The organism is Bacillus cereus group sp. TH152-1LC, from assembly GCF_027710505.1.
Taxonomy (GTDB): domain Bacteria; phylum Bacillota; class Bacilli; order Bacillales; family Bacillaceae_G; genus Bacillus_A; species Bacillus_A mobilis.
The window spans coordinates 598666-619215 of record NZ_JAQFNK010000001.1 but is presented as its reverse complement, the minus strand read 5'-3'; the positions used below and the strand labels follow the sequence as shown (position 1 = coordinate 619215).

Sequence of the window (20550 nt, the reverse complement as noted above, 5' to 3'; positions counted from 1 at the left end):
ACTTCCACCCTTCTTGTATTATCCAATTATTATTTTTTAAAATTCTTTCGTTTACCTACGTCGAATTCTGAATTTGATTTCCATATTTTTTAAAACAATAAAAAACAAAGGCTTCTTTTCGAAGCCTTTGTTTCTATTTTGGATTCTGTTTACTTAATCTTATATTGTGTTCATGTAGTTCGTATGTTTTTGAAAAATAATGTTCACCAGAACCATCTTTTTTCGTCACATAATATAAGTAGTCATGTTTTTCAGGGAATACTGCTGCTTTGATAGAAGCAATACCTGAATTCGCAATAGGTCCTGGTGGAAGACCTTTATACATGTATGTATTATATTGTGTGTTTAGTTTTAAATCTTTATATAATAAACGAGACTTTTGTTTATCCATCACATACTGAATCGTTGCATCTGCTTGAAGCTTCATTCCTTTTTTAAGTCTATTATAATAAACTCCTGCAATTCTGCTTCTTTCATTATCAGACGCAGCTTCTCTTTCTACAATAGATGCAACTATCATAGCATCATAAAATGAAATGTGATTTTTCGCTAATTCGTTAATCCATTCTTTAGGGAATTCCTCTGCTGTTTGCTCTAGCATAACCTTCACAATCTCTTCAGCAGTCGCTCCTTCTTTCACTGTATATGTTTTTGGGAATAAAAATCCTTCTAACTTATATTTAACAAGCGGTTTATTTGGTACATGTTTTAAATACCAAATTTCCGGATATTTTCCATAGTTCACAGCTTTCATAAATTCTTTTTTTGTAGTTAATCCTTTTTTCTCTAATAAATCTGCTATTTGTCTAGCGGTATATCCTTCTGGAATCGTAAACTTTGATTTATCTTCCATAGTCTTACCTTCTTTTATCTTACTGATGATTTCATCTAATTCCATATCTGAACTTAGTTGATATTTTCCGGCTCTTAGGTCCGTTTCCTTATGGTATCTCGCATAGTAATAAAATACTTTAGAATTCCGAATTACCCCATCTTTTTCTAAAACTTCTGAAATGGTTTTCAGAGATGAGTTCATTGGGATGTCTACCACGATTTCTTTTTTTACATTCGTGTATGGTTGTAAACATTTAAACACATAAAATCCCAACGAGAGACCTAGAACAAGCAATAGACCTATTACTATCGCTAACACACGCAATAGGGTTCTTTTCTTCTTTGGTTTTGAAACAAATTGGTTCTCTTCCATAAAAAAGCCTCCTTTTGACTTAAATGGTTTTCAACAAAATATATACTTTCCCTTGTATATTTAACGGTTCATTTCCATTTTTGTTAATTTTTTATGTTTTATTTTTTCTCACTTCACTCTCTTGTTCTTACTCTTTGTAAGGTTTCATACACGAAGAAAAATAATATTAACAAAAATTTAAAATTTTTTCTGATTTTTTAAGAAAAACTTTTTTGAAATTGATACAATGTTTTTGCGAGTTATTCACCTTATGTAATAACTCAAACATCAATCATTAGGAGTGTCACTTATGAAAAAAACATATAATGTAGCAGTTGTTGGAGCAACAGGAGCCGTTGGAACTAAAATGTTAGAAACCTTAGAAAAACGAAACTTCCCAATCAATACATTAAAAGTTTTAGCATCAAAACGTTCTGCTGGAAACACTGTAGAATTTAAAGGAAAGTCATATGTAATTGAAGAAGCTACTCCAGAATCATTCGAGGGCGTAGATATTGCATTATTCTCTGCTGGAGGCAGCGTATCCGAAAAGTTAGCTCCAGAGGCTGCAAAACGCGGTGCTGTTGCAATCGACAATACAAGTTTCTTCCGCATGCATCCTGATGTTCCATTAGTGGTACCAGAAGTTAATCCACAAGATATTCAAAAACATAAAGGAATTATTGCGAACCCTAACTGCTCTACAATCCAAATGTTAGTAGCATTAAAATCAATTCATGATACATACAAAATTAAACGCATCATTGTTTCTACATACCAAGCTGTTTCTGGTACTGGATACAAAGCAATCGAAGAATTAACTCACCAAACAGAAGAAATTTTATCTGGTTTCCCTGTTGAAGCAAAAGTATATCCTCATCAAATCGCATTCAATGTATTACCTCAAATCGATGTATTTGAAGAGAATGGATTCACAAAAGAAGAAATGAAAATGATTAATGAAACACAAAAAATCTTTGGAGATAACTCTATCGAAGTAACTGCTACTTGTGTACGAGTACCTGTATTACATGGACATTCAGAATCTGTATACATTGAGACAGAAAAACCATTTGAACTTTCTGATGTACGCGAAATCCTTTCAAATTCAGAAGGCGTAAAAGTTGTAGACAATCTAGAAAAACTAGAATATCCATTACCTATTCATGCTGCCGGTCAAGGTGACACATTTGTTGGTAGAATTAGAAAAGACCTATATCATCCAAATGGTTTGAATATGTGGGTAGTATCAGATAATTTATTAAAAGGTGCTGCTTTAAATGCAGTACAAATTGCAGAAAAACTAATTAATGAAAAGTAATAGTATTTTATTGAAAGAGCCCCTACTTTAAATGAAATTAAGCAGGGGTTCTTTCAATTAAAATATGACTTATATCATTCAAGGAGAAAACAAAAATGAACGTTACGCAATACAAATCGATATTAGAAGAATTTAACGCTGGAGAATTTAAAAATGTAGAAACATTATTCCAAGGTTTAGAAACACATGAATACTCGAAACTAACCATGAGTTGCAAAAGGTTACATTTCATTTTAAATGACAGACGCTATTTATGTGCAGAACTAGGAATCGGAAAAATATTTCCTGATGATGAAAAAATCTTTGTTTTTACAGACATATCAATCTTCGAAGACAATAACTGGTCTTCCTATTTCAACGGAGCAATTTTCCCAGGATATTTAAATGAAGCCAAAGCCATACAAAAAGAAATAACAAACGTATTAGAAAAAATACAAATTAAAATAGAGAATCAAAATTTAGCTGACGAGTTAACAATTATCGATTACTCTACACATACAATCAAAGAAATCGAAAGTATGACTGAGCAAAAAATAAAAGAAGACCAATACCTTTACAATAAATATCATAAAAATGTATGAGAAATAAATAAGAAGCTCTTATTTTTAAAGAGCTTCTTTGTTATGTTATCATCTTCTTTTGACACCTTCCCCCACCTAACATTCCGTGTTTGAGGAAAGGGTCTAATCACTTGAAATGATAATCAAAAATGCCTAAGAATTTTTCTTAGGCATTCTCAACAAATATACTTCTCCCATAGTTGCTCCTTGAGAGTTCATTAATTTTTTCTTTTTCTTTTGCAGTGAGGTAATTCTCATAAGTTTTCAGGTACCTCATATCATTGAAACCAAGTTTCTCTGTTAGCTTAAGTGGGTTCATCCCCCTTTTAATAGACGCCAAGGCATAACTATGTCTAAGTTCTACAAAAGATGTACGAGGCAACCCTAATTGTTCACAGTAACGATAATGAACCCTAAGTAAGTTTTTAGGTGCAATTGGCGTTCCGTTAGATGTCATAACAACTAAATCTAGTGGATTATCAATTTTTGATTCTTCCTGAGCCTTCAATCTTTTTTTCAATTCAGCCATCGTTTCACTGCTAAACTTCATTTTTCTAACCTTAGAACTTCTCTTATGGTCCTCCGTCTTATCCATGAGTTCTTTTCCATCATGAGATAATATCTTAACTATTTTTGCTAGTTTGTAATGAAAACTAACGTTTTCCCATTGTAGTCCTAGAGCTTCTCCTTGTTGTAAACCTTCTTTTAGCACTAGATACATAGCAAGGTAACTGGGATGCTCATATAAAGCGTCCAAGTATGTTTTTATTTGTTTTTTATTCCAAAGCACCATTTCACTTTGTTTTTTCTCTTTAGGAACCGATACCTCTTCTGCCGGATTTTCAGGAATGATTCCTACTTCCTTCGCCCGTTCTAAAGAACTACGAATAACGATAAAAACATCTTTAATAGTGCTAGTTTGATTCGGAATTTTCTTTTCCATTTCATCAACAAAGTCCTGTAAAACGTCTTTATCGATTTCTTCTATAGCAAAGTCCCCTATTTGGTTCTTTATATGTACATCTATACGATTTTCATATCTTGCGAGCGTAGATTTCACTACTTCTTTTCGTTTCTCTTTTATCCACTCATCTAGAAATCTTTCATAACTCATTTCCGGATGAAGTAAAGCTAATGACATTCTGATTCGCTCCCTTAATACATAATTTCATAACATCTTAATTAAATTATACATGATTGCTTTTGAACGGTAAACAACCTCTCTTTTCCAAATATTTTTCTCAATAGAAAAAGCAAGACCATTTGTCGCCTTGCTTTTCACTTTTTATTTTTCAAAACGGTATTTCTTCTAAGCATATACAAGGAATTTTTGTGCTTAACCACACTTCATGTCCTGCATATGTGAATTTTGTTCCTAATTCCCTTGCCATAATTGTATTCACTTTCACCATTTTAGGATTTTTTCTCCTTTTAGCTGCCAGGTCTGCAAAAGCCCGCGTCTCTGATAAATGCACATCCTGACGGTTCATGGGTCTTAATCCCTCTTTTTCATCCATAATTTTCTTCAAAGCATGCTCATTTGTTCCATGAAATAAAAACTCTGGCAGCTCACGATTAATTCCAGGATGCAAAACATGATAACTATGTCCGTATCTTGCACGAACTTTATCTCCTTCTATTTCATAGCGTTTTTTATCAGAAGCATGTACAATTTCTACAATATCCTGTTCAGTTACAAATGACCAACGCTTTTGTTTACTTATAGCTATAGTTAAATCCTTAATTTTGCAATACCCGTATTCATCCACTGTAATGCCATGCTTCTCTGGTTCATGTCTCAATATCTTACTCATAAAAGCGCCCAATGGGTCTCTCATTTTACTTCGCCCTCTCTATTATTTCTTTTTGGATTTATATTGAATTCCACCTGTGTTTCATAATAGCCATTTGTTCCAATCGTTTTTAATAAATATAATACACAATAAATAAATAAATAAAAAATGACTTCTTACCTGTTATTATCATTTTGAAACTGTTCCTATCAATCTATTATAATTTCCCTTAATATATTTATCAATCCAGAAAAATATTTATACCGATAAGAAAATATTCATTTTTACACAGACTCTATTTTTAAAACAATTTATACCCCATTACCATTCACAAATAGGTGTATGGTAATGAAAAAATGAGCAAAATAAAAAGCTCCATCAAGATTTAAAAACACATAATAATGGTTAAATCTTCTTGGAACTTCTGAATTTAGTTATTCTCTTTTAATTTTTTAAATGTAGCAGCTTCTTCTTCAGTTACCATGTGAACTGAATTATTGTATACAATACGATAACTTTCACCAACTGTAATTAAATTAGCATGTAAAAGGAATGAATCATAATCATATTCACAAACTTCTGCATAAAGTGTTTTTTTCTTTAATAACTTCGACATATATAGACGATGATTTCCTTCACTTAAAAAATACATTTCTTTGATTTTTATCAGTGGAGCAGGAGGTACTTTATTCGGTCCATCTATCTCAAGAAAGCCCTTTAAAATAGAAAATAATTTGGTAATTCGAGGATAATTCCCTCTATCTTCTTTTTTATCAAACGCCCAATTATCACCAAATATGTTCTTTATATCAACGTGTTCTTCATATGTTTTATTTGGTGCCCAAATGTAGCAAGGGAATTCCGAATACGCAGATTTTCTCTTTTCTATATCAATCACAGGATAATCTTCAGCTTTTTCCCATTTCTTTAATTGAAGCTTCATCTTAACATGTTTTAATACCTTATCTACCTCTTCTATAGATACATCATCAACATATAGAAATTCAATTTCGCTTTCATCACTTTGAATTTCTATACTTCCTGTAAAATCTTTTTGTTTATGTTTTTGATAAAGCCCTTTGACAATACTAATAACCTCTTCAATCTCTACAACCGGACCAATAGTTTCTATTGGCTTTGAAAAATAGTCCTTACAAACATTAATTAAATACAAACAAACACTCTCCCTTACATTTATCTTCTAATAACTAACATCCTCTTTTTCTTCTTTTGGAGATAAAGAGTCCGTAAAATAATGTATTTTGTTCCTTCTTGTTTATATGTATGCATCTATATATCAATAATACCGTAAAAATTACGTATAATCAAATGTGAGTTCATAAAAAAGAAAATAAAAAAAGAACAGGTATAAATTCTAACTTAGAAAAAATTAATAAATACTAAGAAAATAATGGTCTTCTAACAAGAACTGCCGCTATTTTAAATAAATTTGAAAAGAAACGATTTCATTTTAAAAATGCATCTTTCACATACGATACACAACTTCCCTATTTTATCACTAATTATCTATATTTTCATATACTAAATTTAAGATTCCTGAAATTACCACCTATTGTTTTTAGTGATTATCCAGCATTTCGTAAAAATTACATAGTTACTCATGTGTAAAATTTTATGAACAAATCCTTATATATGATACAATGAAGCGAAAACTAGAAAGAGGTGCACTCATGAAACAATACCTACCTACAACAATCGATGATTTGTTATCAAATTTTAACATCGAATTAAAACCCGTTGACTCTAAAGACTATTTATCAGAAGAACAAATCCAAACAAAATTAAATGATTTCAAAAAGTTTATTGCTAATAATAAAAACCGTTTTGGAGACTACGAAATATTAATAAATGAACCTCATTCTACAGGATTTTCAGCAATATTTTTTTCTTTTGATAATCCAGCAGATACAAAAATGAAAGGTCGATTTATCATTCAAGATGGTAATCCATTAGCAGAATGTTGCGACTTTTGCGACCAGCGCTTAGCTTGTCTTGTAATAGCCGAATACGAGCTCGATGGTAAATGTGATTGGGATGACGATACTCAAAAAGAAGTATTAAAAACATTAAATCAACAATTTACTTTTAATTACCCTAAAGAAAACGTAGGTTCATTTTTATTAGAAAATGGATTTCAGGAGAAAGCATACGGAGATTACGCAATTAAAGATGTATATGAAAAAGACGGAATCATAGTATATGTTCATTAATCAAACTAAAAATTAAAACGAAAAAAGTGTCGGATATATTTCCGGCACTTTTAATTATATTGTTTTCTATTTCAATACTTTCATCTATTTTTATAAATTTAAGCTCCTGTTAAAAGCAAAGGCATTTTTGTTTCTAGACATTCATTTTTGAAGTATTGGAATAAAGCTTCGGAATTTTTTTCTATATATTTACCGCAAAACGTTTTTTGTCTAGGTGTTACATTACACTCTATTCCATCAACTATTTTTTTACAAGCTTCCCACCCATAACTATATGCCTTGCCGTCTCTAACCTTAATCTCGAATCTCACTCCCACATACTGCTTCAACATAAACGTTATTTCAGCTTCGTTCCCCCATTGTTGTACAACTACCGTATGGATTTTATCAATATGTAATTTCATAATTTTTTCTCCTTTTTTACATATTCTAACATGGATATAAATATATAAAAAAAGAAACCATATATCTCCCTTAGTTTCACAGGTTAATGGTTCCTTTTTATTTACAATCATTTCATTAAAACATTATTAAAAGTATTATGGATTTGTTTTTGTTCTGAGAAATCTAATACTGCAAAAACAATCTTTTTATATTGATTTTGTAACTTCGGATTATTATGTATCGCTTCTTTAAAATAACCGGCTACATCTTTTGGGTTATTTTTAAACACACCACATCCAAATGCACCCAATACAATAGTTTCATAACCATGATGAATTCCTAAAGAAAGTATTTTTTCAATTCGTTTTTTCATGACTTGATGAATTTGATTTTGTGCCACCATACTTTCTTTGCTTCTCACAATACCCGCATTTACTGCTGGAGATGTTACAAAAGAAACAATATATGGCTCATCCAATAAGTTCCCTTCATCATTTCGGAACACTGGAACATTCGGTGAATAAATCATGTAATCTGAATACAAGCACGTTTTCAATTTACGATTATATTCGTACATTTCTCTTTTGGATATGAGTGTTTCATAAAGTGCTGAGGAACGAGCCAAGCTTTCTTCTTGTGCTGAACTTCCATTTAAAAAACCGCCGCCTGGATTCCTAGCTGAAGCAAAGTTTAATGCTAAAACTTTATCAAAACCTTCTCTTCTTAATCTCTTCGCAACATTTAAGGTAGAATCATTTGTTACTTCGATTATAGTTTCGTTAGTTCCGTCTGTATTTATTTGAGTCAATAACGCATCAGTATCTTTAGGTGTATATAAAATTGTATTTGCAACAGAACGTTTTATCGTATCTTCGATAACTACTTCCTCTTTCATATCATTTACATACAAGCCATTCTTTACAATTTCAAGCGTTTCTTTTGCGATATTTGCAAACTTTTCTCTTTTCCCCATCATAATCGCTACCTTTCTATATCTCATTATTTATGATTTTGTATTTATTTCATTTTTTCCTTCGTTTTCTGTATTGAGCAATCAAAAACAAAGCAATACCATTAAAGGTATTGCTTATCAGATTTTATCATAAACATACTTCGCAAATATTAGAAAAGCGAAGTTTTTTAGAAATCACAATTAAAATTCTTAATTTTTTCTTCCACATAAGGAGTTAAGAATGATTCGAATAAATCTATGATTTCTTTTACCTCTTTATTACTATCTATTTCCTCCCTATTTCGGTTATGCAATAGAATTGTTTTTACCAAAGAAGCTTTGAATCCATGTTCTAAAGCAAACAGAGCTCCATCTAAAGGGTAGTACCCTGTTCTTTTCACTTTAGGGGATAATCCTAACTTGTGCAAAAAAGCTATCTCTGTTTGTTGGGTTGTTTCCGCAGTTTTTAAGATATCTCTATACTCTTGACTATCAACATTAAAATACTGTTTTAACCAACTTTCATTTAATTCCGGCTTCTTCTTTGAATGGCTTTTCACATCATATTTCATCCCCAGTACAACCAATGGGAAATTAGAATAATCATCAATGTAATAATCTGCTGCTGGCAAATGGTTCTGGTATGAACAAGTTACAATATCTAATTCCTTTCCTGGAATCAAATCTAATTGCCTATCACCGATTACTAAGTCTATATGATATTTTTCATGTAAATACTTATAGGATTCTGGATTTGGTTTCTTAGGGAATCCGGAATCTTTTGAAACTATTTCCTCAAAGTAATGGGACATATTATAAAATTCAAGTATCTCCCTCACCGCATCCCCAGATTTGTGTGTCATGATAACATTCTTACTTGCATACTGTAAAACCTTTTCAATATGGGGGAACGGCTTATTCAGTTCAGGAATCACATCATACTGTTTACTATATACTCTTTTTCGTTGTTCTTCATTAAATTCCAACATATCCATCGCAAACTTCGCATTTACTTTTACTAATCGATATACCTCCTCTTTAGGTATGATATGTTTTCTTTCATCAGCTATCTCCTGGTATATGTTTTCAACTATATTTGGATAACTATCAAACAAAGTGCCGTCAAAGTCAAATAATATTCTCACTTCAACACCTCCTAGCTCCTCAAAAACCTAAATAATTATAACTTAATTTTTTATAAAAAAAGAAATTCTCCACTTATGTAATAATATAGATTTATGAAAAAGCAAGGTTAAAAATTGAAAACTGAAAAATATACATGCGAAATACAAAACAATACCTTTTTAATTATGGAGGAAGATATGTGAAAAATTTTATTCTTATTATTGTATTTTTAGGTCTATTTGGGGGGCTTATCTATTTTATGACGCCTCAATCAGAAAATAGCAAACACAAACCCACAGAACAGATAAAAATCTCTAAAATGCTTCAGGCTTATAACGAAGAAAAACACAAAGCTGATTTATATGGAGATAATTATGTATTGTGGCTAAACGAAGCTAATAGCAAAACTTTAAATCCAGATAACATTGATTCCATTACCAAACCAAATAAAGAAAAGAACAAATACGAGAATCATTTCTTTGGATATCAATTTTCGTATCCATCAAATTGGGTAGTTGATAACCATCAAGCATCTTCCTACACTAGGTTCTTCACAAAAGATTTTAGGGTGGATATTTTTGTACAAGATGTTAAAAAGGCTTGGACCTCTTCGGATGGTTTTATTTCTTCCACTATAAAGACATTAAAACCTTACATCACTTCCGATACAGAATGGTCCCAAAATGGGTATTCTATCAGAAAGATAGATTATAACCGACCTCTTATCAAAGGAATTAAAAATGACTTAAATTATTATAGTTATTATTTTATTACTGAAGGTAAACTTGTTTATACATTCCAAGTAAAAACAAAACAAGAGCTACTTAAACAAACGAACAAACAAATGAAAGAACTAGTAAGTGATTTTAAAACGACTACACCTATAGACATGAATTTAAACGAAAAAGTAAAAGCCTTTAACAAAAATCCAGATGTGATGTTACAGCATAAAAACAAGACATTGAATATCCCTAAAAATCATTTTATGATGGGAGTTTATATGCCAAAACCGCTTGAAATTAAAGAATTAGAATCATTTTCACAAAATCACATAGGTGCTCAGATGTTTTATAAGCCGGTTAACTCAGACTACGATATCTATGTGGAACAATTAGTAGCAGAAAATCGTTTACCTATGGTCACTTTCTTATTTGAAAAAGCGAATAGCGACGAACAACAAAACGTTACTATGGAAATATTAAATGGTGAATTTGATTCAAATTTCCTTAGTTGGGTAAATGGGATTAAGAAAACCGAAGCCCCTGTATTCTTACGTTTAGGAAACGAGATGAATGGTAAATGGTCCGCTTGGTCTCATAAAAACATATACAATGACCCTGATTTATATAAGCTTTCCTTTAAGCATATCACTGATATTTTCCGTAAAAACGAAGTTGAAAATGCATACTTTGTTTGGAATCCTAATAATTTTTCTGCTCCATATTTCGAATGGAACGAAGGAGCTGTTTATTATCCAGGAGATAATTATGTAGATTTTGTTGGAATGACATCATATAATTTCGGAAAAACAAAATGGAATGACTTCCAATCAATCGAAGATTTATATGAAGATTTATATTGGAACTATTCTCGTTCTTTCTTTGCCAAACCATTAATAATCGGAGAATTCGGTTCTGTTGAATATGGCGGAGACAAAGCACAATGGATATTAGATGTATTCAATAAAATCCCATCAAAATATCCAAATATCAAAGCAGCTTTTTGGTTTGACGAAACTCACGGAAAATATAATTTAAAAATCAAAACTTCTCCAGAAAGCGCAAATGCATTCAAGGAAGGTATGAACAAAGACGAGGTTATTAAATCTTTACAAGATACAAAAATCGCGGAAGCAGCACATTAAAAAGCATAAGATAAAAAGAATAACAGGAATACTTTTAATTAAGTATTTCTGTTTTTTGTATGCAATTACAAAAATGTCTAACCATACATCGATTAGACATCTTATACTAGTCTTTTTTCAAAGAAATATGAACCTCTATAACTCCAATTTCACTTTGCATTGGAACAGAAATGAATATGTTGTGTGAACGGAAAATTGAATTCCCTTCATTAACAACCGGTGGTGTAACATCTACAATCACACCTTCTGTTGAAATTTCAGTTGCAGATGTTCCTGCAATCCAGTTTCCGAATTCTTGAATAGCACTCCAACCCATATCATCGATTTCTTCAACTTCAATGCCACCCATCATTAATCCTACGATTTTTTTAGCAGTGTCTAACTCAAAAGAACAAATAATTTGACCTTTCAGTTGTCCGTGTACACCTAATATCACAGAAACTTGTCTAGAATCAACTGCAAATTTCCCCGCATACGGAGCTAATGGTTTCGAAGTTAAGCCAAAGTAGTTTTGGAAAATACCTTCTGTTGCTCTACACACAGCATTAATATATTTAACGTCCATTGTATCACCCCTACTTTTAAAACAAACCAACTATACTTGATTTTCGAAAAAAAACAATATTTTAAGCACTTTTTATTTTTCTGTATTCATATAAAATAAGCTGCCTTTATAAAGGCAGCTACTATTCTTGTGTATGTAATTCTATTTTTAGTTCTTCTTTTTTCACTAAATTTATATTCATTCCATCATATTCTTTTATCTCACAACTCCCATCTCCATAATCCCATATTAAAATATATTTCTTATTTCCCCAGTAACAAATATCACCCTTTTCTAGCACTCCATCTCCTCCCAGTAGTTAATTTTTTATAATTCCAACTGGTTTCGCGATTGACCAAAGTTCCTGGCTATCATAATCATTTTGTAAAGTTTCAATCCAATTCTTATATTTTCTTGAAAAATCTTTTATATTAAGAGCTGTTGCCCATGTTGAAGACCAAATATTCGCCAATTTAAGCGGAATTACAATATTTCTATTTACTTTAACTTGTAGGTCGGTACTTTCAATTCCGACAAAACATATACTATTATTACTTTGAATAAGCTGCATAGCTCTATCATCTTTATATGTTGTTGGGTCAAATTCTATCTCAATAAATAAATCTGTTCCTTCAAAATGAATTAAAGCTAATACAAATCCTGCTTCCCCTTTTATATATCTAAAAGAAATATTTCCTTTATTTAAAAACTCTATTTCATTATTATCCATATCAAATAAAAATAATGCTTGAACATATCCTAGATTATTAGGTAAAGCTTCAAATAACGATGCACTTTCTACATTTTTTAATGATTCACCATCAAACATGGTAAACTTAGAACCTATTGGAATAATTTCTTCATAATTCCACATGATGTCACCCCTCCAGCAGTTTTAGTTTATTCTACCAAACAACTGTGATAAAAATCCAGCTTGAACATTTAAAAAAACACATCCCATAATTAGGATGCGTTTTCAAGATGTTTTTTACTTTCATTTTTTGGACCAATTATAAATGTGAGAATTAGCTCATGTATTCCATCTCTTCTTAATTCCTTTACAAAGTTTTTCATTACATTCATCCATACTGATTTTAGCCTAGCCACTTCTCCATGTTCACGTAGTTCCATTTTAAACCCTGTTTTATCATGCACAAGCATAACAAAACGTTTAGGTTCAACTATTAAAGTTATCTTATATGGCACTCTGCGGACTTCCTTTTTACAAATTGGTGTATAAACTCTACCTATAATGTTTAACTCTCTTTCTATTTGACTTCTCCTCTCTTTGAGTTTTGTTCTTTGATAATACTCATTTGCTCCTTCAATTTTCATACCATTTTCCATTGCAAATCTTAATAGCATTTCTTCTTGTTCTTCAGACATACATTGAATATTAAAATCTTTCATTTAAACAACTCCTCAATATTTTTATCCATTGTATATCGTTTTGGTATATTTTGTTAAAAATATACTTTTCTTATTTTCGTTACTCATCTTCCACTTGATGAAAACTCATATAATTCAGAAAAAAGCAGGGTTTATCCCCTACTTGGCTTATTTTATATATAATGCTCTATTTTTTTCTAAGGATGTGTTTCTATGTCAAAAACCCCTTCAATTACATATGTAGACTACGTTAATTTTTACACTGGTGAATTCGTGCAATACATAAATGAAGGAATTCATACTATAACAGATGAATTATTAGTTTTAACTCGAAACCATAAACATGAATTCGTTGCGATACCTAAAGATAAATTTTATGAAACTACTATATTAGATGCTTCTATCACCAAACAAATTCAGAAACAAGCCTTACAAATTGAATCTTTTGAATCTGTTCATTATAATAAAAATAATTCATATTATGTAATTGGCGAAGGGGTACACTTAACAACGAATGAGTTATTAGTATTCTATTTTGATTCTAATCAAAATTTTTATTTATCCCCTCTACAAAAATTCCATACAGAATTCTCGAAAAAGGACGAACATGAGATGATTGTGTAAAATCATAATTCTATTTAAAAAACATTAGATTATGAGGCTTATTCCAAATTATTCTCCCCTTTTATTTATTATCGGGATTATTTTTATTGTGATTATGAATTATGTTTAATGTAATTTCTGTTTTCCATACAATTTAAATTCATAATAATGAACTACAAAACAAAAAGGAGAACTAACATGCAAATCGATATTCAAATTTTAAAGGATTCAATCAATGAACAGATACAAGCCATTAACGATGGTTTATCGGGCAAAATAACGCCAAACCTAAACAAATTCGACGCTATTAATCAATTAGGAACAATTTCAGCCATTGTCCTTGGAATGTATCAAAAAGTTGAAAATGAAAGTGAAGATTTCAAAGAAGAAATTTGGAATTTAAAAAAAGAATCAGATACTTTACTATCTAAATTATTCTCTGAATTAATGTAAATGATTAAAAAGCACTTCGATGCATACCTTAAGTTTAAAATAGCAACAATTCTTATGCCTATTAAATTTACTACCATACATAGATTAATGACATTAAGAAACAAAGCCCATTACCATATTAAAAGATATGGAATGGGCTTTTATTAACATAAGTATCAAAATCAACCTATTTTTTTCTGAATTAAATTCAAAAAAAACTCAGTTATAAAAATACTGAGTTTTTATGTCTAAACTTTCTGTTTTTTATCATTATCTTTTTTATGTATATATTACCGATGTCAATGTTGCTATGTATAATTAAATAATAGTTAATAATTCATCTGCTACTCTTAATGCATCTGCCCTATCTCTATAGAACTCCACATTATCAGTTGGAATACCAAGTTGCGCAGCAGCAGTATAACTAATTATTTCTAATACATTTTTAATCGAACTTTTAAATTCTCGATTATCTATTCCGTCTATTTCCTTAATGAACAGCATAGATTTCCTTTCTGTAATTTTATGATTAAGAATTTTTATCGCATCATTTATAGCCTTCTTTTCAAACACATTAGACAGATATTCTTTCTCCCTATTAAAAAATTTAATAAGAACCTCTGCCAAGAAAAAGCTTATCGCGGCTTGGTCCAAGTGCACATACACTTCTTTTATCTCCTTTATGTACTGTTCTCTCTTTTCTTCTACAATATTTTTTGCCATATCAAACCAACCCTTCATCATTTTTTCCATTCTTAATTCTTACATATGATAAATTGTTTTCAGAATTTGTCAACAATTCAATTTTACATTATTTGGTATTTATTTTTATAACATTTGATGAATATATTCCGATTTACCCTCCTTTTTAAGAGGGAAAAATGATAAAATTAAGAATAACTTTACTGAATCCAAAGGGAGGAAAGCATTTTGAATATAGTAGAAAATAAAAATGTTATTTATATGTCCAATCATGTATCCATTGATGACTTGGCTACTTTACATACAACATTACCAGATAATGTCCGATTTATTACATTTGATAATTCGGAGTTTATTCATAATGAATCAAAGTTAAAAAACCGAAAAGTTACGATATTTAAACAGTTAGACGCAGAAGCTGTAATGAAGACTATACGTTTAATAGAAACAGGAGAACCGGTTCTCTTATTCCCGGAACTTAAGGTATCGAAAGCAGGTACTCTGCTTCGTATCTTTACCGAAATGGCGTTCATTGCTTTCAAAGCACAAGCAACCATCTATCCTGTTTTTATTAATGGCGCGGGGAAAAATCCAAATAAATTTCGTTTCGTGGAAAACATAGTGCAAACCAACAAGCCATTTGTAAAAGTAGGTACTCCTTTTACTCTTTCTCAATTCGAAAAAGCTTCTGGAGAAAAAGAAAAAGAAAAAATTGCGGCTTTTATACATTATCAATTAAATGAATTGAAATTTTCTTGTTTAAACAAAACAAACATAAATCTTTATAATGAACTTTTAAATGATGCAAAAACATACAAAGATAATGAATATATCGTAAAAGATACGGGCGCTTCCCTTTCTTATAATAAACTTATTCTCAATATTAATGTCATGAGCCAACGATTAGAAAAGCTTATTACGGAAAAACGCATCGGTGTTTTATTACCTAACGCTATTGCTCATGTTGTAACACTATATTCTTTATTTAAGTTAGGTGTTTCTCCAGCAATTCTAAATTTTACAATGGGCGAACAAAACTTAGTTGATTGTTGCGAAACAGCAGAATTAAAAACAATTATCACTTCATCTGCCTTTGTAGAAAAAGCCAACTTACAAGACCTCTTATCTATCTTAGAAACTAAATATAAAATCATATATTTGGAAGAAGTAAAAGAATCTATTAACAGTGTAGATAAGTTAATGGGTCTAGCAAACAACTACAGGCAACAAAAGGCAAACTTCTCATCAAACGAAGTTATTCTTTTCACGTCAGGTAGTGAGAGTAAACCAAAAGGCGTTATACTAACACACGACAACATATATGCTAATGTTCAGCAGGCATTAACATCATTAGATATAACAACCAAAGATAAGATGTTCAATGCTTTACCTATGTTTCACTCATTTGGCTTGTCTGTCGGCACGTTTTTACCATTGATTACTGGGATTCCTGTATATCTTTATCCATCACCTACACATAGTAAGGAAATTCCGAGATTTATCTATCAAGATGACATAACTTTATTTATTAGTACACCGACCTTCTTAACTCATTATGAAAGATATGCGCATCCATTTACATTTAAAGATGTGAAATACATTATTACTGGTGCAGAAAAACTTAAGCCTGAGATTAGAGATAATTGGATGAGTAAATTTGGCATCAGAATTTTAGAAGGATACGGCGTTACTGAAGCAGCTCCGATATTAGCTTTAAACACACCTTTGTTTAATAAAAATGGCTCGGTTGGAAAGATAGTTCCGGGTATGCAGCACAAGATTAAACCTATAGAGGGAATTGAAAACGGAGGCAGTCTGTTAGTAAAAGGTCCAAACTTAATGAAGGGATATCTTATCCACGGAAAAGGATACATACCTTTAACAGACTGGTACGACACAGGCGATATAGTAGAGATAGATGAAAACAATTTTATTACAATTAAATCTAGATTGAAACGCTTTGCTAAAATCGGTGGAGAAATGGTATCTCTGAACTTAGTTGAGGAACTAGCTGCGGAATGTTTTGGTCACACTAGTTTTGCAGCTGTTGCTATCCCAGATAAAAGAAAAGGTGAAAAAATCATCTTATTCACTACCAAACCTGTTGAAGAAAGCTTCTTGAACACACAAGAAAGAACGTTCAAAAAGTTTATAAAATCTAACAAGCTTTCTTCTCTTCTCATTCCTTCTGAAATCGAAGTGTTTGAAAACATCCCACTATTAGGAAGCGGAAAAACAGATTATGTGACAATACAGAAATTGGCACAAGAACGCTTTAACCAATAAACTTCCTACAAACACCATGAATAAATTTTCATGGTGTTTTTGTTATATCAACAAAGAACCGACCTTTAAATCTAGTTCTCTTTCTAAAAGTAATCAACCTTATTACAAATAAAAACCCCTCCTGGTGTGCAACAGGAAGGGTTCTACCGCTTCAAAAGAAGTGATAATAGCTCTGCTAAAGCTATAAATGTATTTTGGCGAAATCATAATAAATCCTTTTTATTTTTAAAACAACAAGATTTACGAAAAGAACCTTTCCAAAATACTAAGTATTAAAAATACAAAAATTGTACTATCGAACCTATCTAATATTCCTCCATGACCAGGAAGAATTCTCCCTGAATCTTTTACATTGAAATTCCTTTTTAAAGCAGATTCTATCAAATCACCAATTTGCCCAAAAATAGAAACGACGAGAGTCATAATAATAACTTCATAAATGTTTTGGAATATATTCGTACATAAGTAAAATACAACCCCTACAGTTAATGCTGTTATTATTCCACCTATTGAACCTTCAATTGTTTTATTGGGACTAATCGATTTGAACAACTTCTTTTTCCCAAAGTTTTTTCCCACAAAATATGCGCCAGAATCCGTTGACCAAATCAATAACAAAATAAATAAAACATACCAAAAACCATGTACCGCTCTTTCTTCTGCAAATGCAATAAATCCGAATACAACATAAATAAATCCTAGAGCACTAAACCCTGCTTTTTCAAACGAATACTCATTCTTTGTGAACAATATATACAACATCAATGCAAAAGAATATAAAAGGACCCATACTGTTTTATCAATATCTATTTGTACAGCACTAACTAAAAACATAACAACACTGATTACATTTCCAGAGAAAAGAGGAAAATTATATTTCCCTATGAAATTTCCCATTTTATTAATTTCATAAAGCCCGATTGCAGCTAAAAGTAATGTAAAAACGTAAAAAGAATATCCCCCTAAATACAATAACATTATAAATAGTGAGCCGGCTATTGTCCCCGTAATCAATCTTTCTTTCAATACCACGCACCTACTTTCTATCTTACTTAATTTTCTTTATTTTAATTATTTATTCATCATCCTTTTTACTTTATTCATATAAGCAGAAAAAGCCTAATCTTTATAGAATAAAGACCAGGCTTTTGTTTACTATATGATTGTATATGCACTATGCTATCGCTAAAGCCTTAATAGTTCTCTCTAATAAGTTATTTTTATCTTTACAATTCAGCATTTTAAGTTGATGAATTAATACCGGCAAATTAGCTAAAACAAATTTATAATCTGCTAATGTAATATCAGTATCCAAACTTTCTTCTAACATACTATTATCAATAATTGTTCGGTCTACTAATACTTTATTTTGTGATTTGCTATACATTGCTACAACTTCTTCTTCTATTTGTTCATATTTTTGATTTAAAATTTCGATTGTAGTAGTTTTTAAAACCATTAAATCTCCCACTAGAAAAACATTTTCTTCAAAGCCGTTCATTCGACTAACCATATCTAATAGCATAACTGCTCTCTTTTCCTTAATTGTTAACGCTTGATTTGATATAGTAGCTTCGATTTTTATGTTTTCCTTCAATTCTTTAATATGAAGGACATTTAAATCAATCATCATCCCAAGGAGTTCTTCTTCTAATTTATTTCTGGCAATAATTAATTTTAATCCATAATGTTTAATGATGTTAAAGTGTTGCTCATAACGTTCTAATTCTGAAAAACGCATCCAAAATGTTGGTTGTTCTTCCTCGATAATCATTTCACCAACGCTTTCTTCCATTTCTTCTTCATTAATTTCTGGTCTTTCGGTATAAGCTTCTTTATAATGGTTGTTTTCTTCATTATAAGATGTAGCTTCATGATGAATGACTCCCTTTGCTCTTGGAGCTGCATGCGACACATTTTCTTCTACTCTAAATTCAGAAGAACCTTCTTCCTTAGATTCTTCCTCTCGAAGATAAACTTCATATTCTCGCAAAGATTTAATTTCATCTTTTTCTACATTTTTCATCGTCAAAGCCATTCCACGTAAATACGTAATATCGTTTGAACTATTGCCTTTAAAGACAGTAAATTTCATCTTCTTTTTTATTTCTTCTTTGTTGCTATAACGTGACAGTACCGATGCGTATTCATCCACATCTTTTTGTTTCCCTTTCAACAAAGATTCTTCACTCAGCATTTCTGCATACATTTTTATCATATCTACAAAATCAAAATATTTATTATCATGGATAATATCTTTTCTATCCGGTTGTTTTAAATTTAACGCTTTATCTGTAATATGTAGGTCGCCTTTTAAATACGGAAGACTATTAAATTTTGTTACCAATCTACCTTTATAAAAGATATTTAATCCTTCCGTGGACCATCCACTTTGAAAAGCCATCCAACCTTTAAAAAGCTTTCCTTCATTTATACTCATTTCAAAAGGCGAACCATCGCCTTCCGTTAAATTTTTCTTTTCTTTTTTCTTTCCGTTAAAATAAATATCTAATTCGTGTATGTATTTTCCTAATAAGGTTACTCGTTCTTCAATATCAGTATAGTATGTATCTTCTATTTTAAAATTATGTAAAATTAATTTAAATCCATCATAATTCTTTTCTGTTTCTTCAACTAAAATATCAGTATTGTTTGTTGTTAGCATTTTTGCTACGTCAAAAACAACACGAAGATTTCCTGTGAAAATTTCAACATAATCTGAAACAGTAATAACGCTAAAAAAACCTACGCCAAATGGATTTTCTGTATTTTTAACATCATCATCCCAGCCACTATCACTCATGCTAAATAAAACTTGAGGGTTCTTTAGAATTTGCCCATCATTTTCTATAATCATAATATCATTGTAGCTTTCATATTCAATAAATACATTTTTCGCTTTCGCCCTTTGTGCATTTTGAATGATTTCATCTAAAAACGTTAACTTATCTTTAAATGTGCTATTTCTGAGTAATCTTAATTGGTTTAATACGTTAATTTTTACTTTTACATCAAATGTATTCATAATGATTCTCCTTTGTTTTTCATTTTTTGTTTTCAAACCTCAAATTGATTCTCTGTTTAAAAACAAATAAAAAACTTTGCGTATTATTCGCATATTTTTTAAAAACAATAATATTCCTCAAGTAAATTCAGAATCCCCCACTTCAAAAGAGAA

21 protein-coding genes are annotated in these 20550 nt (G+C 30.7%); 7 read left to right on the top strand and 14 right to left on the bottom strand.

Features of this window, described 5'->3' with window-relative positions; all coding sequences use genetic code 11:
* Positions 1 to 133 precede the first annotated feature (133 nt).
* Positions 134 to 1207, bottom strand: a complete 1074-nt coding sequence (mltG, locus tag PDL00_RS03145) for an endolytic transglycosylase MltG (RefSeq protein WP_270726304.1) — start codon at positions 1205 to 1207, stop codon at positions 134 to 136.
* 289 nt (positions 1208 to 1496) lie between these two features.
* On the opposite strand from mltG, the gene PDL00_RS03140 reads away from it, so the two are divergent.
* Positions 1497 to 2507 carry an aspartate-semialdehyde dehydrogenase gene (locus tag PDL00_RS03140; RefSeq protein WP_270726302.1) on the top strand — a complete coding sequence of 337 codons (1011 nt, stop codon included), beginning with the start codon at positions 1497 to 1499 and terminating at the stop codon, positions 2505 to 2507.
* A 95-nt stretch (positions 2508 to 2602) separates the two neighbouring features.
* A complete protein-coding gene (locus tag PDL00_RS03135; protein WP_270726301.1) occupies positions 2603 to 3088 on the top strand; it encodes a hypothetical protein in 486 nt (161 codons plus the stop codon).
* Between the two features lie 145 nt (positions 3089 to 3233).
* Here the strand turns inward: PDL00_RS03135 and PDL00_RS03130 are convergent, their stop codons facing one another.
* The 3 genes from PDL00_RS03130 to PDL00_RS03120 all read right to left on the bottom strand — a co-directional run bounded on the left by PDL00_RS03130 (position 3234) and on the right by PDL00_RS03120 (position 6034).
* Positions 3234 to 4208: a tyrosine-type recombinase/integrase gene (locus PDL00_RS03130; RefSeq protein ID WP_270726300.1), complete on the bottom strand. Its 975-nt coding sequence runs from the start codon at positions 4206 to 4208 to the stop codon at positions 3234 to 3236.
* A 151-nt stretch (positions 4209 to 4359) separates the two neighbouring features.
* Positions 4360 to 4905 (bottom strand): RNA 2'-phosphotransferase, encoded by a 546-nt coding sequence (locus PDL00_RS03125; protein ID WP_270726298.1) that lies wholly within the window; start codon positions 4903 to 4905, stop codon positions 4360 to 4362.
* A gap of 385 nt (positions 4906 to 5290) precedes the next feature.
* A complete protein-coding gene (locus PDL00_RS03120) occupies positions 5291 to 6034 on the bottom strand; it encodes a hypothetical protein (RefSeq protein ID WP_270726297.1) in 744 nt (247 codons plus the stop codon).
* Positions 6035 to 6551: 517 nt separating this feature from the next.
* Here PDL00_RS03120 and PDL00_RS03115 point away from each other — a divergent pair.
* On the top strand, positions 6552 to 7091 hold the full coding sequence (locus PDL00_RS03115) for a hypothetical protein (RefSeq protein WP_270726295.1): 540 nt from the start codon (positions 6552 to 6554) through the stop codon (positions 7089 to 7091).
* A gap of 98 nt (positions 7092 to 7189) precedes the next feature.
* Here the strand turns inward: PDL00_RS03115 and PDL00_RS03110 are convergent, their stop codons facing one another.
* The 3 genes from PDL00_RS03110 to PDL00_RS03100 all read right to left on the bottom strand — a co-directional run bounded on the left by PDL00_RS03110 (position 7190) and on the right by PDL00_RS03100 (position 9572).
* Positions 7190 to 7495, bottom strand: a complete 306-nt coding sequence (locus PDL00_RS03110; RefSeq protein ID WP_270726294.1) for a hypothetical protein — start codon at positions 7493 to 7495, stop codon at positions 7190 to 7192.
* A 107-nt stretch (positions 7496 to 7602) separates the two neighbouring features.
* A complete protein-coding gene (locus tag PDL00_RS03105) occupies positions 7603 to 8448 on the bottom strand; it encodes a TIGR02452 family protein (RefSeq protein WP_270726293.1) in 846 nt (281 codons plus the stop codon).
* Positions 8449 to 8615: 167 nt separating this feature from the next.
* The gene (locus tag PDL00_RS03100; RefSeq protein ID WP_270726292.1) at positions 8616 to 9572 is read right to left on the bottom strand and encodes an HAD-IA family hydrolase; all 957 of its coding nucleotides are present in this window, start codon (positions 9570 to 9572) and stop codon (positions 8616 to 8618) included.
* Between the two features lie 179 nt (positions 9573 to 9751).
* Here PDL00_RS03100 and PDL00_RS03095 point away from each other — a divergent pair, with 179 nt between their 5' ends.
* Positions 9752 to 11416 (top strand): glycoside hydrolase family 26 protein, encoded by a 1665-nt coding sequence (locus tag PDL00_RS03095; protein WP_270726291.1) that lies wholly within the window; start codon positions 9752 to 9754, stop codon positions 11414 to 11416.
* A 106-nt stretch (positions 11417 to 11522) separates the two neighbouring features.
* On the opposite strand, the gene PDL00_RS03090 is transcribed toward PDL00_RS03095, so the two are convergent.
* From PDL00_RS03090 to PDL00_RS03075, 4 genes are all read right to left on the bottom strand, one after another.
* Complete coding sequence (locus tag PDL00_RS03090) at positions 11523 to 11981, bottom strand: chemotaxis protein CheX (protein WP_098006245.1); 459 nt, start codon at positions 11979 to 11981, stop codon at positions 11523 to 11525.
* A gap of 121 nt (positions 11982 to 12102) precedes the next feature.
* Positions 12103 to 12261 carry a hypothetical protein gene (locus PDL00_RS03085; RefSeq protein ID WP_170953226.1) on the bottom strand — a complete coding sequence of 53 codons (159 nt, stop codon included), beginning with the start codon at positions 12259 to 12261 and terminating at the stop codon, positions 12103 to 12105.
* Between the two features lie 18 nt (positions 12262 to 12279).
* Positions 12280 to 12834, bottom strand: coding sequence for a hypothetical protein (locus tag PDL00_RS03080; RefSeq protein ID WP_270726289.1), 555 nt, complete (start codon positions 12832 to 12834; stop codon positions 12280 to 12282).
* Between the two features lie 89 nt (positions 12835 to 12923).
* Entirely contained in the window at positions 12924 to 13370 is a 447-nt protein-coding gene (locus PDL00_RS03075; protein ID WP_270726288.1) for a hypothetical protein, read from the bottom strand.
* A 192-nt stretch (positions 13371 to 13562) separates the two neighbouring features.
* Here PDL00_RS03075 and PDL00_RS03070 point away from each other — a divergent pair, with 192 nt between their 5' ends.
* Both PDL00_RS03070 and PDL00_RS03065 read left to right on the top strand, forming a co-directional pair.
* Positions 13563 to 13973: a hypothetical protein gene (locus PDL00_RS03070; protein ID WP_270726287.1), complete on the top strand. Its 411-nt coding sequence runs from the start codon at positions 13563 to 13565 to the stop codon at positions 13971 to 13973.
* Positions 13974 to 14150: 177 nt separating this feature from the next.
* A complete protein-coding gene (locus tag PDL00_RS03065; protein WP_270726285.1) occupies positions 14151 to 14405 on the top strand; it encodes a hypothetical protein in 255 nt (84 codons plus the stop codon).
* Positions 14406 to 14702: 297 nt separating this feature from the next.
* On the opposite strand, the gene PDL00_RS03060 is transcribed toward PDL00_RS03065, so the two are convergent.
* The gene (locus PDL00_RS03060) at positions 14703 to 15107 is read right to left on the bottom strand and encodes a hypothetical protein (RefSeq protein WP_270726283.1); all 405 of its coding nucleotides are present in this window, start codon (positions 15105 to 15107) and stop codon (positions 14703 to 14705) included.
* 207 nt (positions 15108 to 15314) lie between these two features.
* Between PDL00_RS03060 and PDL00_RS03055 the strand changes: the two genes are divergently transcribed.
* On the top strand, positions 15315 to 17372 hold the full coding sequence (locus PDL00_RS03055) for an AMP-binding protein (protein ID WP_270726281.1): 2058 nt from the start codon (positions 15315 to 15317) through the stop codon (positions 17370 to 17372).
* A gap of 240 nt (positions 17373 to 17612) precedes the next feature.
* Here PDL00_RS03055 and PDL00_RS03050 read toward each other — a convergent pair whose 3' ends face one another.
* Both PDL00_RS03050 and PDL00_RS03045 read right to left on the bottom strand, forming a co-directional pair.
* The gene (locus PDL00_RS03050; protein ID WP_270726280.1) at positions 17613 to 18398 is read right to left on the bottom strand and encodes a phosphatidate cytidylyltransferase; all 786 of its coding nucleotides are present in this window, start codon (positions 18396 to 18398) and stop codon (positions 17613 to 17615) included.
* Positions 18399 to 18546: 148 nt separating this feature from the next.
* Positions 18547 to 20397, bottom strand: a complete 1851-nt coding sequence (locus tag PDL00_RS03045; protein WP_270726279.1) for a hypothetical protein — start codon at positions 20395 to 20397, stop codon at positions 18547 to 18549.
* Positions 20398 to 20550 lie beyond the last annotated feature (153 nt).